At 32.8% G+C, this 16,237-nt stretch carries 18 protein-coding genes; 12 read left to right on the top strand and 6 right to left on the bottom strand.

Annotation, left to right across the window (positions count from 1 at the left end):
* The first annotated feature begins 6 nt into the window (after positions 1-6).
* The 6 genes from DMB71_RS00850 to DMB71_RS00825 all read left to right on the top strand — a co-directional run bounded on the left by DMB71_RS00850 (position 7) and on the right by DMB71_RS00825 (position 5,326).
* Entirely contained in the window at positions 7-1,455 is a 1,449-nt protein-coding gene (locus tag DMB71_RS00850) for an aspartate ammonia-lyase (protein ID WP_111362847.1), read from the top strand.
* Between the two features lie 21 nt (positions 1,456-1,476).
* Entirely contained in the window at positions 1,477-2,547 is a 1,071-nt protein-coding gene (locus tag DMB71_RS00845; protein ID WP_239452886.1) for a type II asparaginase, read from the top strand.
* Between the two features lie 140 nt (positions 2,548-2,687).
* On the top strand, positions 2,688-3,167 hold the full coding sequence (locus DMB71_RS00840) for a YybH family protein (protein WP_111362844.1): 480 nt from the start codon (positions 2,688-2,690) through the stop codon (positions 3,165-3,167).
* A 19-nt stretch (positions 3,168-3,186) separates the two neighbouring features.
* Positions 3,187-3,666, top strand: a complete 480-nt coding sequence (locus tag DMB71_RS00835; RefSeq protein ID WP_111362843.1) for a hypothetical protein — start codon at positions 3,187-3,189, stop codon at positions 3,664-3,666.
* A gap of 77 nt (positions 3,667-3,743) precedes the next feature.
* Positions 3,744-4,820 (top strand): hypothetical protein, encoded by a 1,077-nt coding sequence (locus DMB71_RS00830; protein ID WP_239452885.1) that lies wholly within the window; start codon positions 3,744-3,746, stop codon positions 4,818-4,820.
* Between the two features lie 191 nt (positions 4,821-5,011).
* On the top strand, positions 5,012-5,326 hold the full coding sequence (locus DMB71_RS00825; RefSeq protein WP_111362840.1) for a hypothetical protein: 315 nt from the start codon (positions 5,012-5,014) through the stop codon (positions 5,324-5,326).
* A gap of 147 nt (positions 5,327-5,473) precedes the next feature.
* Here the strand turns inward: DMB71_RS00825 and DMB71_RS00820 are convergent, their stop codons facing one another.
* From DMB71_RS00820 to DMB71_RS00800, 5 genes are all read right to left on the bottom strand, one after another.
* Positions 5,474-5,893 carry an arsenate reductase ArsC gene (locus DMB71_RS00820; protein WP_111362838.1) on the bottom strand — a complete coding sequence of 140 codons (420 nt, stop codon included), beginning with the start codon at positions 5,891-5,893 and terminating at the stop codon, positions 5,474-5,476.
* Between the two features lie 131 nt (positions 5,894-6,024).
* Positions 6,025-6,498 (bottom strand): DUF6428 family protein, encoded by a 474-nt coding sequence (locus DMB71_RS00815; RefSeq protein ID WP_111362836.1) that lies wholly within the window; start codon positions 6,496-6,498, stop codon positions 6,025-6,027.
* A 59-nt stretch (positions 6,499-6,557) separates the two neighbouring features.
* Positions 6,558-6,884 (bottom strand): ArsR/SmtB family transcription factor, encoded by a 327-nt coding sequence (locus DMB71_RS00810; protein ID WP_111362835.1) that lies wholly within the window; start codon positions 6,882-6,884, stop codon positions 6,558-6,560.
* 126 nt (positions 6,885-7,010) lie between these two features.
* Complete coding sequence (locus DMB71_RS00805; protein ID WP_111362833.1) at positions 7,011-8,411, bottom strand: DUF1254 domain-containing protein; 1,401 nt, start codon at positions 8,409-8,411, stop codon at positions 7,011-7,013.
* 201 nt (positions 8,412-8,612) lie between these two features.
* Positions 8,613-9,710 (bottom strand): exopolyphosphatase, encoded by a 1,098-nt coding sequence (locus DMB71_RS00800; protein WP_111362832.1) that lies wholly within the window; start codon positions 9,708-9,710, stop codon positions 8,613-8,615.
* A 353-nt stretch (positions 9,711-10,063) separates the two neighbouring features.
* On the opposite strand from DMB71_RS00800, the gene DMB71_RS00795 reads away from it, so the two are divergent.
* From DMB71_RS00795 to DMB71_RS00790, 3 genes are all read left to right on the top strand, one after another.
* On the top strand, positions 10,064-11,395 hold the full coding sequence (locus tag DMB71_RS00795) for a DUF6734 family protein (protein WP_111362830.1): 1,332 nt from the start codon (positions 10,064-10,066) through the stop codon (positions 11,393-11,395).
* Between the two features lie 411 nt (positions 11,396-11,806).
* Entirely contained in the window at positions 11,807-11,962 is a 156-nt protein-coding gene (locus tag DMB71_RS21910) for a hypothetical protein (protein ID WP_157957641.1), read from the top strand.
* Positions 11,963-12,594: 632 nt separating this feature from the next.
* Positions 12,595-13,062, top strand: a complete 468-nt coding sequence (locus tag DMB71_RS00790) for a CPBP family intramembrane glutamic endopeptidase (protein WP_111362829.1) — start codon at positions 12,595-12,597, stop codon at positions 13,060-13,062.
* A gap of 87 nt (positions 13,063-13,149) precedes the next feature.
* On the opposite strand, the gene DMB71_RS00785 is transcribed toward DMB71_RS00790, so the two are convergent.
* Positions 13,150-13,914 carry a ThuA domain-containing protein gene (locus DMB71_RS00785; RefSeq protein ID WP_111362827.1) on the bottom strand — a complete coding sequence of 255 codons (765 nt, stop codon included), beginning with the start codon at positions 13,912-13,914 and terminating at the stop codon, positions 13,150-13,152.
* Positions 13,915-14,128: 214 nt separating this feature from the next.
* On the opposite strand from DMB71_RS00785, the gene DMB71_RS00780 reads away from it, so the two are divergent.
* From DMB71_RS00780 to DMB71_RS00770, 3 genes are all read left to right on the top strand, one after another.
* Entirely contained in the window at positions 14,129-14,902 is a 774-nt protein-coding gene (locus DMB71_RS00780) for a helix-turn-helix domain-containing protein (protein ID WP_111362867.1), read from the top strand.
* A 77-nt stretch (positions 14,903-14,979) separates the two neighbouring features.
* Positions 14,980-15,606 (top strand): NAD(P)-dependent oxidoreductase, encoded by a 627-nt coding sequence (locus DMB71_RS00775; protein ID WP_111362825.1) that lies wholly within the window; start codon positions 14,980-14,982, stop codon positions 15,604-15,606.
* A 1-nt stretch (position 15,607) separates the two neighbouring features.
* A complete protein-coding gene (locus DMB71_RS00770; protein ID WP_111362824.1) occupies positions 15,608-16,108 on the top strand; it encodes an anthrone oxygenase family protein in 501 nt (166 codons plus the stop codon).
* Positions 16,109-16,237 lie beyond the last annotated feature (129 nt).

Here is a 16,237-nt window from a genome sequence, read left to right as displayed (position 1 = left end):
GAAAATATGTGTAAAACTGTACAATATCTGCTATTGTTCGGATTGTCTTTAGGCTCACTTAATGCTCAGACCCGAACCGAAAAAGATCTTCTAGGAGAAAAACAAATCCCAGCAAATGCTTATTACGGTGTGCAGACAGCACGTGCGTTAGAAAATTTTCAGATAAGCAGCTTGACTACTCAATCTTATCCTGATTATGTAAAAGCTTTTGCAATGGTAAAACTAGCTGCGGCAAGAGCTAATGCTGATGTCGGACGACTTAAAAAAGATAGGCTGGCTGCTATAGAAAAAGCTTGCCAAGCTGTAATTGACGGTAAATATCATGATCAATTTTTGGTCGATTTGTATCAAGGTGGTGCCGGTACTTCTGCTAATATGAATGTGAACGAAGTTTTGGCCAATATTGCACTGGAACTGAGCGGTCATAAAAAAGGAGAATATCAATACATCGAACCTCACGATGATCTTAATATGGGACAATCAACCAATGACGTATATCCAACAGCTATAAAAGTGGCATTGCTCCTTCATAATGACAAACTGCTTCAAGAAGCTGATCTTTTGGCTAAAGCTTTCCATAAAAAAGGCGATGAGTTTAAAGACGTCCTAAAAATGGGAAGAACTGAAGGACAGGATGCTGTACCAATGACGGTTGGGCAGGAATTTCACGCTTTCGGGAACCAGCTTGATGCAGAAATTAGTGCTTTAAAAAAGGCAGAAGTTTATTTATGCGAACAAAATATGGGAGCTACTGCCATCGGGACAGGAATCACGGCGTCTCCAGGTTATGCCGAAAAAGTAGCTGCACATTTGGCAAAAATTACAGGAAAGCCAATCGTAATGAGCAAAGATCTAATTGCCGCGACAACCAGCCAGCAAGGGTTTGTAATGTATTCTTCTACACTTAAAAGTATGGCAGTTGCTTTGGCAAAGATAAGCAGTGATTTAATCATTTTGGCTTCGGGCCCTCGTACTGGTTTTTTCGAAATCAATTTGCCTGCACTTCAGCCGGGATCTTCAATTATGCCGGGAAAAGTAAATCCGGTTATGCCAGAACTTATGAATCAATTGTGTTTTAAAGTAATGGGAAATGATTTAACAGTAACAGTTGCCGCACAATCTGGTTTATTGCAGTTAAATGCCTTTGAACCAGTGCAAGCTATTGCTATGATGGAATCTCAAGGATTGTTTTTTAAAGCGATGCCATTGTTTAGAAAAAACTGTATCGATGGCATTACAGTAAACAAAGATGTTTTAGCACATTATATGGATAGAAGCGTTGGTGTTGTAACGGCTCTGAATCCTATTTTGGGGTACGAAAAAACAACCGAACTTGCTAAAGAAGCGTTGGCAACTAATAAAGGAATCTTAGAACTTATACGCGAAAAGAAATTGCTGACAGAAGATCAAATTAAAAAACTGCTTGATCCAGCAACCTTAACGGGCCAAAAATAATTCTCAAACTAAAACGACAAAATGATGAAATTAAATATCAACTTTTGCAAAAAAATAATTTTACTGCTGATATTATCGCTAAATATCAGCATGTTCGGACAGGCTAAGCCGAAAGTTCTAATATTGGCAACAGGCGGAACAATTGCTGGTTCTGCTAAAACTGGGGTACAATCAGGATATACTTCGGGGCAGGTTACCATTGATGCGATGGTAAATGCAATTCCTGATGCTTTAAAAGTGGCCGATATAAAAGGTGAACAAATTGCGAATGTCGGATCTCAAGACATGTCATTTGAAATTATGCTAAAAGTAGCCAATCGAATTAATGAATTGGCCAATAGCAATGATGTAGACGGCTTCGTAATTACACACGGAACTGATACGATGGAGGAAACGGCCTTTTTCTTAAATCTAACTACGAAAACAGATAAACCAGTAGTGCTGGTAGGTTCAATGCGCCCATCAACAGCAATTAGTGCAGATGGACCTTTGAATCTTTATAATGCAATTGCTGTAGCTGGCGATCCTAAAGCAAAAGGACGCGGAGTGCTTTTGGTAATGAATGATTGGATTCATTCTGCACAATCTTTAACAAAAGTGAGTACAACGGCTGTTCAGACTTTTATGTCTCCGCTTCGTGGACTTATCGGTATTACTTCTTACGGAACAAACGATTTCTTTAATTATCCAAGTCAAAAATTTGGAAAAAACTCAGAATTTGATGTGAAAGGTGTTAGTACTTTTCCACGTGTAGATATTATTTATGCCGATGCCGATATGAAACCAGATTTAATTGATGCTTCAATAGAGCGCGGTGCCAAAGGAATTGTAATTGCTGGAGTAGGAAACGGAAACATGAACAAAGCTTCTCTAGATGCTTGTGCAAGAGCGAGCAAAAAAGGAATTATCGTAGTGCGAAGCACGCGCGTTGCGACTGGACTTGTAAGCCGTAATGTGGAATGCAATGATGATGAACTTGGACTAATTGCTTCATACGCTTTGAATCCGCAGAAATCTAGAATCTTATTGTCAGTAGCATTGCTGAAACAAAGAAGCTTGGCAGAACTTCAAAAGATATTCGAAGAATATTAATCTTATTTTTTAAGCAAATCTAGACTTATGATCCTAATACTACTATTGATGCTGATAAAATCATTTCTAAAGGCAACAGCTACTTTTTGGTCTATTAGTAAAAGGGAATAATGCAATATCAACTTGAAAATTTAATATGTATGAAAAATAAAATAGTTACAAGAGCGGTTCTTGCTGGGTTCTGTGTTTTATTGGTTTCCTGCAATACAAAAAAGGACGAAAATGCTGTAGTTGACTTGAAAGAAATCAAGAAGCAAATTCAAGCAAAAGAAAATGAATATGCTGCAACGTACAATGCTGGTCAACTTAAAGAGATAGGATATTATGCAGACGATGCGATAACTTTTTATCAGAACAGGCCACCGATTATTGGTAAAGAAGCCAGATATGAATTTTTAGAATCAGATTTGACTAATAACACCAATACAATATCATTTGAAACCAAAGAAGTTTTTGTTTCGCATGACGGAAATATGGTTCTAGAAGTAGGATATTATAAAGTAATAGATTCTACTAAAACACCCATAAATACTGGAAACTATATGAGCTATTTCGAAAAAAGAGATGGCAAATATGTGTGCGTAAGAGACATGAGTGCTTCTGATGGATTGGTAGAATAACTGATAAAAAACAAAGATCATGAAAAAAATACTATTTATACTGTCATTAATTTTTGGATTGAATATGGCTGCTCAAAGTTCTGTTGATGAGATAAAACTAATCCAAGATCTTTACGGAAAATCTAAAGCAGAAGTGGTCAAAGAATATTTGGGTTTGACAGATGTACAGGCTACAGCATTTCAGCCGATTTATGACAATTACGAATCGGAACGCAAAGCTTTAAGTCAAAAAAAGATTCAAATTCTTGAAGATTATGCAAAGAATTATGCTACGCTTAGCGATGCTAAAGCTACAGAATTAACATCATCGAATTTAAAGTATAATCAAGAAGCTGAAAAACTGCTTACTAAAACACATTCTAAACTGGTAAAAGCTATTGGCGGAATCAATGCTGCAAAATTTGTGCAACTTGAGCAGTATTTGCAGGTAACAATACGATCTGAAATTCAGAACGCTATTCCTTTTATAGGCGAATTGGATAAAACCAAAATGCATTAGACAATTTCTGTGTAAAAAGTAGAAAGTATAGAAAAAATCATTTTCTACTCAGCTTATTAATATTTTATACTCTTACTATGATAAAGAAATTTACAAAATATTTGACAGTCGCATTAATTATGTCTGCCCAGTTGATTTTTTGTCAAGATAATGATGGTCCAGAACTTGGTTTACCTGGCGACAATCTTGATCTTTATGCCGTTATGACCTTGTTTCAGAAATCAAAAACCATTGAGGAATTTGAAAAAAATCTGAATTTGGAGAAAACAGGAATCAATAATCTGGATTTGAATCTGGATAAAAAAGTAGACTTTATAAAAGTAGTCACAAAGAAAAATGGCAATTCGTTTACTTTTATTCTTCAAGTTGCTGTAAACAAGAACGAAAATCAGGATGTTGCAGTTATTTTGGTCGATAAAGACAAAAACGGAAAGGTAAAAATGCAGATTGTAGGAGATGAATTGCTGTATGGAAAAGATTATGTTATTGAGCCAGCAAGCAAATCTTCGCCAGCAAAGACAGCAAACCCTGCCTATACAGGAGACGAACCGGTGCAGAGCTCGCCAGCCGTAACAGCAGTTGTGGTAGAAACGGTACCGATTGTACAATATGTATATTCACCGGCTTATGTTCCGTATTATCCACCTTATTACTACGGATTTTACCCGCCTTACTTTGCTGCTTTTACCGTAATGGCGGTCGGAATTTATCGTCATAACCATTATTACCATCATCATGGTTATTATGGAGGACATTACCATGGCGGGCATAACAATGTATATATTAATAACAGAAACAGTTTTAATAATTACAACAATAATAGATCGAGATCTAATACAGTACGAGACAATTCGACCAATAATAGATACAATACCAATCGAGGCAATTCTCGTCCATCAGCGAGTACACGACCATCAGCAGGAAACTCGAATCGTGCAGGAAATACTAGCGCATCTGGAAGAACTCGCCAGAGTTCATCACCAAGTGCAGGGACTTCAAATCTTAATAGAGGAAGTTCTTCAGGAGGCAATTTTAATAGAGGAGGAGGCTCTTCGTCAAGACCAAGTGCAGGACAAATGGGAGGCGGTTCTCGTGGCGGAGGAGGTTTTAGCGGAGGCGGTGGCTTCGGCGGCGGAGGCGGAAGAAGAAGATAAACGGCGTTTTTTATAATGTTTCATCAAAAAAATGCGTAAGTCCTTTTGGGTTTACGCATTTTTGGTTTTTTATATCTGATATAATTTTTATTTTAAAAGGCATTTATTTTACTGGTTATCATATAAGATAACCTTTTTCTGAAAGTATATTTTGATATTTGAATTATTGAAAATAATATAAAATTGAAAGAATGGAAACTGTAGAAATAGAGAAAGTAAATTATCTTAAAAAACAATCAGCTCAATATTTAAATGTTTTAAAATCGGTTGACAAAGGTTACAACGCAGAAATCAAGGTTTTAAACTATTCTGAATTGGGCTGTGTGATAACAAACATGTTAAAGCTTTGCATTTTGGCATTAGAAAATGATAATTATAAAAAACCTTTAATAGATGTTGGATTGGTTTTAGAGCAAGCACTTCAATTATTTCCTACTGATGAAATGGAATTGTTGGATATCATTAATGAAATGCAGATTAAAGAATCTAGTGTTGAGGTTAAATAAAAAAGCTCCAAATTTCTTTGGAGCTTTTTATTCCGTAGGAATGTCTGGTCATTGGAAATGAATATGATTAGTATGCTCCAGCGGAGCAAAATATTTGTAGAAAATCGAAACCCCATGATCAGAAAGCTCCAGAGGAGCGACATTAAATTATGCTAAATTTTCTGCCACAAAGTTTTTGCAATACTCTTTTATCAGATCTCTCACGGTTCTAAATTGTTGCATGATTTCAGAATCAGTTCCTGTTGCTTTTGCGGGATCAGGGAAATTATAGTGAAATTTGACTGCTTTGGTTGGAAAAAATGGACATCGTTCTTTTGCATTATCACAAACCGTAATCACAAAGTCAAAATCAATATGAGCATATTCATCAATATTATTTGATGTATGATTCGAAATGTCGATTCCGTCTTCTTTCATTATCAAAATAGCTTTCGGATTAACGCCGTGAGTTTCTACGCCCGCGCTGTAAACCTCAGCTTTATTTCCTGCAAAAAATCTCATATAGCCTTCAGCAATCTGGCTTCTACAGCTATTTCCTGTACAAAGTATTAGTATTTTCTTTTTCATAATTAAACAAATAGCCAAATGATATTTATAATACAGAATTTGGGTTCAAAACCGAAAATGAGCTGCAGTAAAATAACAGAAGAGGTTATTATAATTGGTTTTTTGTGTTTAAAGATTAGTTCTTTCATTTTTTAGCAGCATCCTGAATTTGGCGTGCAGCATGAAGCAGTATCATTGGTCAATTGAGTAAGATTGATCTTCTGTTTTTCTGCTGGAATACCGCAAGCATCTTGTGCTAAACATGCTGTGGTTTTATTTTTTAGAATAAACGTTTTTCCATTAAACTCTAAATCATATTTGCCAATTGTATTGCTTTGGTATTCCACTTCAATTTCTAAGTCTTCGATGTTTAATTTATCCTCAGACAGCTGAATGATGTTCAATAGTTTATTAGGTTTTAAACGATGTTCAAAATCGTTAGCATCCCAAAGTTGAAAGTTTACTGCTTTTTCATTTCTGATAACTCCTCCACAATCAATAAAGTTTTTGGTTACTACGCCAACTTCAGTCACATGAAAATGTTCTGGCACAAAAGTTCCGTTTTCCAATTGAAACTCAACATTGTCCAATGTTGGTAAAATCTGTTTTACTTCTGATAATTTCATCTTATTTTTATTTATTTGTTAATTGCAATATTGCGATATATTTTGTCAAAAAAAATGTTTTAGCAACATTTTGATTTTGAAATAGTTTGTGTGATGTTTAAAAAATAGGAGTTTAAAATGTCGATTGTTTTTTCATCAATACAATAACAAATTGCATTTCCAGAAATATTTCCTTTAATGATTCCTGCATTTTTTAACTCTTTAAGATGCTGAGAAACCGTAGGCTGGGCAAGAGGCAATTCGTTTACAATATCGCCGCAAATACATTCGTTTACTTTTAATAAATATTCGATTATAGCAATTCTTGCAGGATGTCCTAATGCTTTGGCAATTGTAGCAATTTGATTTTGTGCGTCTGTAAAATGTTCCGTTTTAGTTGCTCCCATGTTGGTTATATTAATATTGCAATATTACGATATGTTTTTTAAATGATAAAATTTTTAATAGATTATTTTAGTAACAAAAAAAAGCTCCAGATTTCTCTGAAGCTTTTATGCTTTATCAACGAATGATTATTTTACTTTTTCTGGTAAAGTCATTTTCCAGACATTGTTGATTACATCAGGCTCTGGACCATAGATTCTCATAACAAACATGAATTTTTCATCTTTCGGAGTCGGAAGCCAATTGCTTTCTTTATCCTTTCCTGGCGAAGTGCTTTGCAGATAAATAATAAGATCTCCATTTGGTTCATATTTTAAGCCTTTTGTTTTATTACCAATAGAATATCTGTTAATCGGATTCGGAACCAGAAAACGTTTTGGAAGATTATACATTGTTAAACTCCAAAAGTATTTTGCCTCTGGAAGCTGATCTTTACTAAATTTTATAACATACTTATTGCTTCCTAAAAGAGGCTGATTGTCTTTATCGTTACTAGCTCCCGTGTAAACAGCTTCTTCTTTTGTATTTCCGTAAATTCCGGCAGCTGCTGCAATCGCACGATTTAGGTAATTATTTTGAAGTTCGGCTCTAGTACCAAAAAGGTTTCCGAAATCTTTAAGACCGCTTACTTTTGAATCTAATTCTTGTTTTGCTTCTGTAATTCCTTTTTCGATAGCTTTTATCGTTTCTGGCGGATATTTACTGCTGTCAAAAGCAGTTCCTGGTACAAGTCCGATTTTTGCAAAACGAGCTCTCAGTTCTTTCTCGCTACTGTCTTCGCTTGCATATTGCAATAGAGAGTTTAATACATTAATAAATTGCGGAGTACCATAATCGCTTTCTTTCCAAACAGGAAGTTCTAAGTTGTATTTTTTAACTGGTGGTGCCGGCTGTTTTGTATATTCATGCAGCGGAGTTATTTTATATTGACTTTGTATTTTTTTCAGATTAGCAACATCCGTAGGATCATGAAGCTGAGTTCGTCCGACAACAAATATTAAATTGGTTTCTGAGCGCAAAACTTTGTCAATTCCTTTTGGCGTTTCACCTTTCCAGTCTGGTCCTGCAAGCAGATATTTTCCGCCATTGTTTCCAGTAACCCGAGTTCCAATATATTCGTAGTTAAAGGTATATAAATCTACCAATTGCATTACGTAATAACGGTCGCTTTCCATTTTAGGCACTTCAAGAACAACAGGTTCATCAGAAACATTAATAGCTGCCATAGAGTAAGGCGTATCATTGTTTATAGTTACAACTAGAGTATCTGATGGTGTAGCACTATTTGCAAAGCTTTTAAATTTATTAAACCCAGCATATGCTCTGTCTCCTTTGTTCAATGCATTGGCATAAATGGTCTTGTAATTATAAAATATTGGATATCCGTATATCCAAGCTTCTTTTGCAATGGCAGTTATGGAGTCAGCAGATGTTGCATTTGCATTTTCTGGATTGTCCTTTGATTGTTCTTTTTTGCAGGCTGTTACTGCTAAAAGTGCGACGATAAAAAAAGCAGTTAAATTTTTCATAATCAGACGGTTTTATTTTATATGATATTTTTTCTGAATTTTAAAATTAGAGTTTAAAAGAAAAATACTCCTTTTTTGTGCTGTAAATATGGTTGCAAATTATAAGTTGCAACCATTTTCAAATAAATCAACCTAAAAAATGAGATGGCATAAAAAAAGCCCCAGATTTCTCTGAGGCCTTATATGATTTTAAAAATACTTCTAGAAATTAGTATTTATTTTTTTAGAACGATCAGCAATATAAGAGATCAACCAAATTACTTGTCCTTCTTTTACAAAGTAAACTTTCTTTGTTGCCAAATCTGGAATACTTTCAAGACAAGTTACAAGAATATTGTTTGCCGAAATCAAATATTTTTGATCGTAAGTGCTTAAAACTCTAGCTGCTTCTTTGTTTGTTTTGGCAAGATTAGTAAACTTGCCAAAGTTATTTTTAAGAATTGCATCATAATCGATAACATCCTGAAGCGTTAAAGCAACATAATGTTCTTTATTAGCATTTTCGTCATAGAAAAGAGTTGAAAATGCCCAAACAGCTCCACCAGATAAGTATAGTTTATTCTTTTTTGCTAAAGGAGGATTTGCATCAAATAACTCTTTAGTTTTTTTACGTAGAATCACATTATAGTCAAAAGACTTTTCCTGGTAGGTCGACATATCGTTTACCTGACTTTTATTTACCACTGTTTTTTCTACAGCATCAGTAAGCGTCATGGTTCCGAAACTAAGTTCTAAAGGAACAAATTCTAATTTACCGTCTTTAAGTTCGTCGATATAACCTCCTTTTGTAGTTTGAGCACCAATGTCAAGAAGAAAAGCATTAGCAAAATCTACTGGCGGTATTGCACCTTTTACAAGTGTTTTTGCTTCTTCGTTAACCTCTAATATTTCTAACTGTTTACCAGTTAAAATAGCAATTTTGTTTTTTAGAACATCGATGTTGCGAGCAGATGCAAAAACAGGAGCTGCTACAACGAAGATATTTTCTTCAAGAATTTTATTTTCAGCTTTTATTTTTTGCAATTGATTTGTAACCGTTACGCTAGTTTTAGTGATGTCTTCTTGAGTAAGTTCACCTTTAGAATCAATATGGTCAGCAAAAGGAATTCTCTCAGTCCAAAAAGAAAGGATTTTATAATCAGCTTTTCTGATGTTGCTTACGTCAATAACAGAAACTTTTATGGCTCTACGGCCAATTTCGATTCCAGCATAGATGTTTTTTTGAGAAAACGAACTAACCGAAAAAAATAATGTTAAAAGGGTAAAAAATAAAAATTTGGGGTTGTGTTTTTTAAGCATTGTGTTGAATTGTAGTTATAATATAATTTGTTTTTAAAGATTATAAAATTTCTTTTTGTGGTATTTATATGAAAATCATAATTTTAAAATGAAAACAAAACGTTTCATTACGGAATCGCGAATTTAAGAAAACATTTAGTAATATAAAATCAATTATCGAGAAAACCTGATATTAAATTATTGTAAAGAAATAACGGGTTTTATTTCGAGAAAGTATATTTATAAAAAAACTTTAAACAAATCTGACAATTTCTTTTGAAACATGAATTCTGTAGTGGTCTACGGAATGCCGTAAAAAACTTATATGCAATTAGGTTATATTGCACACAATAACTTTTTAGCATCATTTTTAAATGAAAATAATACAAAGCTTTTGGTCTGGAAATTTAACTGATTTAACCCGCAATTATGGCTGGATTTCTTATAAATATAATTGGCTGAGTTGGATTTTAAGCAGTCATCAGTTAGTGAAATTTCATGAAGAAGTTGAACTTTATACAGATCGTTTTGGATATCAAATTTTAATTGAAAAGTTGAATTTGCCTTACACCAAAGTTCACGTAGTTTTAGATGATTTAAATGATTATCCCAAAGATTTATGGGCTGTTTCTAAAATTAAAGTATATCAGATGCAGAACGAACCTTTCTTACATGTTGACGGAGATGTTTTTGTATGGGAATCTTTGGAAACTAAATTTAGAAATGCCGCTGTACTTACACAAAATTTAGAAATTACAGGCGATAATTATACTAAAATGTGGAACAACATTTCACCAGAACTCCTATATATGCCAGTTGAAATGGAGAATTATCATAAGGCACCAAACAATTTTGCTTGCAATATGGGTGTTGTAGGAGGAAATGACATTGAATTTTTTAAGCAGTACGCCAAGACAAGTATTGATTTTTTAGATAAAAATATAGCCATATCATCAAAAATTAACTGCCTTAATTTTAATTTATTTTTTGAACAGATTTTGTTTTATCAATACGCTCAAAATACGGGAGTAAAGCTTGATTTTTTGTTTGATGAAGTATACAATGATGGTTATTATGATGGTTTTGCAGAGTTTCAGGATGTGCCAGAAAAGAAGTACTTACACTTACTGGGAGAATATAAAAGAAACCCTGTCGTATGCAAAGCTATGGAAGTTTACGTTATGAAAAACTATCCCGAATGTTACTCAAAAATGGCAAACTTAATTAATGAAGCAGAAGGAAATCAAAATGAAATTGAATTTCTGAATAAAGAGGAGGTTGCAGAATTGATTTCAGATTTTGATTATGAGCTGAAAAATAAAAAGTTTGTTAATGACAATTATCTCCTGAAAAGAGATCTATATACCGAAGCTTTACCAAATTATTTGAAAAGTTTACTAGACAACGAAGATTTTAATATCGTGTTGCTTAACGGTTTTGATATTGTTGCTGGACAGAATCAAGGAGAAGCGTCTTTTTTAGAAATAAAAGAACTTAATGAAGTGTCTAAAAAATATGAACTGGATGATTTGGATGAAATTGCTTTGTCTGAAATTGAGCCAGGAATTCGATATTCAGGTTTTATTTCTGAAATGTTGCTTCATTTTGATTTTGATTCTGAGGAGTCGAAAAAAGATATTCTCGTTTTGTTAAACACTAAGCTGATCAGTTATATGGTTTTGAAAATAATTGCTATTTATAAATGATTTTACAAGAAAAAAAATAAAAAAGTATTGTTTAAAGATTTTTATTATCTATTGTTTTTATTGAGATTTTTTGGGTTGTAATGTGTTATAAGGTCATTGTAAATGTTAAATTTTTATGTAAATGTGGTTTTCCGTAAGAAAATGTGATTATAAAAAATAATATTTGTGAGTAGAGTTGTGGTTTTATGAATGCAAATCCGAATAGGAAGTCTGTGGTAGATTTAATTCCATAATTTTTTAAAATATTTAAGTTCAGAAACATCATACTCATTTATGAGGAGATAATATTTGAGCAAAGTGATTCGGTTTCATTTTAAAATAAATAAAAAAAAGTCCTGCGCAGGAATTGACAGAGATTCCAAATGTCTTTAAATTATTGGAAAATATTAATTAATTTTAAATTACTTAGTTATGTTTAAAAAAACCGCAAAAAACACAGAAATTAAAAAATTTACTCCAAGTGATGTGCAAAAATTGACTGAAAAAGAGTTAAAACAAACTATGGGAGGTTATCAATACCCTAATCTATGCTTTGATTATGAGTCTGGTAAATATTACAAATGCTAATTAAGCAGATTGTAATACCATAATAATTGATTAAACTGCTGACATAATCGTCAGCAGTTTTTATAATTGGAAAGTGTTTCACAAAAGGCATAGCAAAAGTATGAAATCGTCAAAATTGTTAGAAGTGATAAGGATTGTCATATTATTGTCCTTGTTTATATATTCGTTAGGTTATATTATTGGTTCTGTTTATAAAAAGTAATTTATTTTAGTCTGTGGTCTAGTCAAGAAATCGCTACAGACGTATAACAAAAAGAGCATTATATGAGGTTTTTAAAAAGTAACTTGTTTTATATTTTGTTTGCAACTTTTGCCACTCTGTTGTTTTTACTTTATGTTTTTAATAAAGGGGAAATTTTTGGTAGAGTATTAGCAAATTAATATTTTGTACTCGGGATAATCAGTTATTTATAATGGAACTTGTGTTTTACTTGTTTGGTTAAAAAATGAAAATGAAAGAATCTTTTATTGAAAATCTTTTTTTAGGAAAGAAGCATAAAAAACTATTGGCTATAATTTATATTAGTATTCCTGTTTACCTTAATGTTTTATTTTGCTGGGAAAATTTTTGGTGCTGCACTGTATTTTGCAACTCATTAGAATAAATAATTATTAAGGAAGCACTTTACTAAATGATATCAAAAATAAAAAATATTGTATTTGGACTTAAGCAATGGGAGCTAATATTACTTATAATTCTTCTAAATTTTTTAAATAATTACCTGTTTTCAGTTATTTCAAATCTTTTCGATATTTCTTTAAATAAAGGTTTTAATGATCATTATACAATTAAAGAAAAAATAGTTTTATTTGTTATAGCTGCTCCTCTCATTGAGACTTTACTATTTCAGTATGCTGTTATTGAAATTTTTAAAAGTATAAAAGTGAAATTAAAGTATTGTTGCTTTTTATCAGCTTTTATTTTTGGATCATTCCATCTATATAATATTTTTTATTTTTTATATGCCTTTGTAGGAGGACTTTTGTTTGCTTTTTTATATTTAAGGGGCAAAAATCAAAAAAATGCAATATTATTGCCGTTAGTTACGCACATAATCTATAATGGATTAGTTTTTATTAGCAAATATTATTTTGCTTGATATGTGAAGTGCAATTCATTTGTGACTGATAAGATATACTAAATAAAACTCCAGATTTCTTTGATGCTGCTCGTCAACTGGAGGATTTTATCTGCCGATAGCATAAGTGATTCCACCAAGTAAATGTTGTGCAAAAAGAGGGTCACTATAGCTTTCAGAGCTGTGTCCTAAAGCAGTGTAAAATACCCTGCCGCCATCATATTTGTGATACCATGCCAAGGGATGATTATCGCCATGTTTACCACCTTTATATGAAGATTCGTCAATTTTTATAAGCACGTTTACGTTTGGGTTTAAATATTTAAAATTATACCATTCATCTTTTCGTTCCCAAATTGTTGGAAGATGTTTTGTAGACGGATGTTCATGATTTACAATGATAAGTTTAGCATTCTGTGGTTCAGGATGTCCTTCAAAAATTCCGCCGATCATTTCTGTGTACCAAGACCAATCTGGTTCGCAGTTTGTAGCCGAATGGATGCCAACAAAACCATTTCCGTTTTCTATGAATTTTTGTAAATCCAATTTTTGATTTTCGCCTAAAACATGACCTGAGACACTTAAAAATATAACAGCTTGGTATTGCTTTAAGTTTTTTGAATTAATTGCCAGAGAGTCTTCAGTAGCGTCTACAATAAAATGATTTTCCTGTCCCAGTTTTTTTATCGCTGTAATTCCGGCGGGAATGCTTTCGTGTCTGAAGCCATTGGTTTTAGAAAAAATCAGCACTTTTTTGGTTTTATAAGAAGCGTTCTGATCTTCGTTTTTGATATGGAAAGAAACTAATAGATAACTGGTTAGTACAATGAAGCTGAATAAAAATGATTTTTTTATTGAAAACAGGTGGCTCATTTTAGAAAATTTTATTTTGGGAAGATAGAAAAAAAATATTTCCTGCTGGATGTATTTTTTAAGCTATTGTGAAATAGCTAGTTCTGAATAAGCGATATAGATTGCTTTAGTGTTACTGCTGTTGACAGCTGAAAAGCTTCATAAATGTTTCGAAATTTACGTTTTGGAAAATTTTCAGATATTTGATAGATATAAAATCGGTAATCACAATAATATGGACTATCAAAATATTGTTCCCGAAGACTCTATTTCGCTTTTTGTGAAAAATATATGGGTGTTTGAAAATGAAGATAAAAATATACATACAACATTGCCTTTTTTTGCAGACGGCTGTCCAGGTTTGATGTTTCAGCAAACCGATCACGGATTGATCGTAAAGCCCCACGATAAAAAGATGCCAGAAGTTTTTCTCTACGGACAAACAATTCTGCCAATTGAACTTGAGATTTCGGGCGCATTTCTTATTATTGTTTTTCAGTTGTATCCTTATGTTTTGAAGACATTTTTCGATATAAAACCTCAGAGTATAAACGATAATTGCTATTACTTTGATGATACTGAAGAAGATATAAAGTGGCTCAAAAAACAATTGGAATTGAGTGAAAGCGTAAAAGATAAAATTGACATTATATCAAAATTGCTTTTACGGTATTTTGAAAAGAAAAAGGAAAATCTTGACTTTGAAATACGACAAGGCATAGAATACATCTTTCAAACAAAAGGTCAGGAAAGCATCCGTTCGATTGCCACTAAACTAAAGTTCAATATTCGCACCTTTGAGCGAAGATTTCTGACTGAAACGGGGCTTACTCCTAAACAGTTTGCTAAGATTATCCAATTTCAAGCCTCATTGGATCAATTGACAGTTAAAGATTATGAAAAACATACCGACATTGTATATCAAAATGGGTTTTCAGATCAATCTCATTTTATAAAAGTTTTTAAGGCTTTTACTGGTAAAACTCCAAAATCATTTGAGAAAGAATAATCACTGTCGCTTTTATTCTATTTTAATGCATTTATCTATTGCAATTTTGTATCACTAATCTTAAAAATTGATACAAAATGAAAGTAATAATCTTTGGAGCCACAGGTACAGTTGGCATTGAAATCGTAAAACAAGCATTAAAAAATGGTGATGAAGTAACAGCTTTTGTTCGTGATCCCCAAAAACTAAAAAACATTTCTCATCCTAACCTTCGTGTTCATGTAGGTGATGTTTTGAGTTTGAATGATGTTGAAAACGCATTGCAGAATCAAGAAGCAGTTTTTTGTGCCTTAGGCGATGGTAGAAAAGGCAAAATACGCGCAGAAGGAACAAAAAAAATTATTGAGGCGATGAGGAAAAAAGGATCAAAGAGGTTGATTTGCCAAACGACGCTTGGCTTGGGCGAAAGCTATGAAAATCTTAATTTTATCTGGAAACATGTTATGTTTGGAATGTTGCTAAAAAAAGCATTTCAAGACCATAAATTGCAAGAAAAATATATTTTGGACAGTAATTTGGATTATACAATTGTTAGACCTAGTGCTTTTACAGATGACCAAATTACCAATACGTATCGCATAGGTTTTGACGGAAATTATAAAAAACTCAATCTAAAAATTGCCCGCAAAGAAGTTGCAGATTTTATGATACGTCAACTAAATACCAATGAATATTTAAAAAGAACAGTTAGTATTTCCAATTAAAATGAGAGCATCAAACATTCTACTAATTATTACGGCAACGACAACAGCATTAATGGCTGGGCTTTTCTTTTCATACTCGATTTCGGTGAGTTTGGGATTGGGAAAACTAAACGATAAGGAATTTCTAAATGCCATGCAGAACATCAATCGAGAGATTCAGAATATACCATTTTTCATTTGTTTTTTTGGAACGTTGATTATACTCCCAATTACCAGTTTTCTGCACTACAAAAAGCAATCGTTTCTGTTGCTCATTATAGCTACACTATTTTATTCAGTTGGTGTGTTTGCTATAACGGCGTTTATAAACGTTCCTCTAAATAATAAGCTGGAGTTGTTTGAACTTACAAGTGCCTCAAATGCAAGTGCGAAGCAGATGAGAAATATCTTTGAAGACCGTTGGAATTTTTGGAACAACATAAGATCCGTATCTTCCTTATGCAGTGTGTTTTTCGTTATTTTAGCTTGTGTTTATAATGGGCATAAATTAAAGAGTGATTGATGCTAAATATAAAGTAAATTGGTATAGACAAAAAAACACCACTTGTAATGAGTGGTGTTTTTTTTAGTAGCCCTAACAGGACAATTCTCGAACCATTTTCACGGTGATTTGAAAATTTTAAATCCGATT

Source organism: Flavobacterium tistrianum, assembly GCF_003254545.1.
Taxonomy (GTDB): Bacteria; Bacteroidota; Bacteroidia; order Flavobacteriales; family Flavobacteriaceae; genus Flavobacterium; species Flavobacterium tistrianum.
Note: the sequence above shows the minus strand (reverse complement) of the source record. Positions and strands in the feature narration are given on the sequence as shown.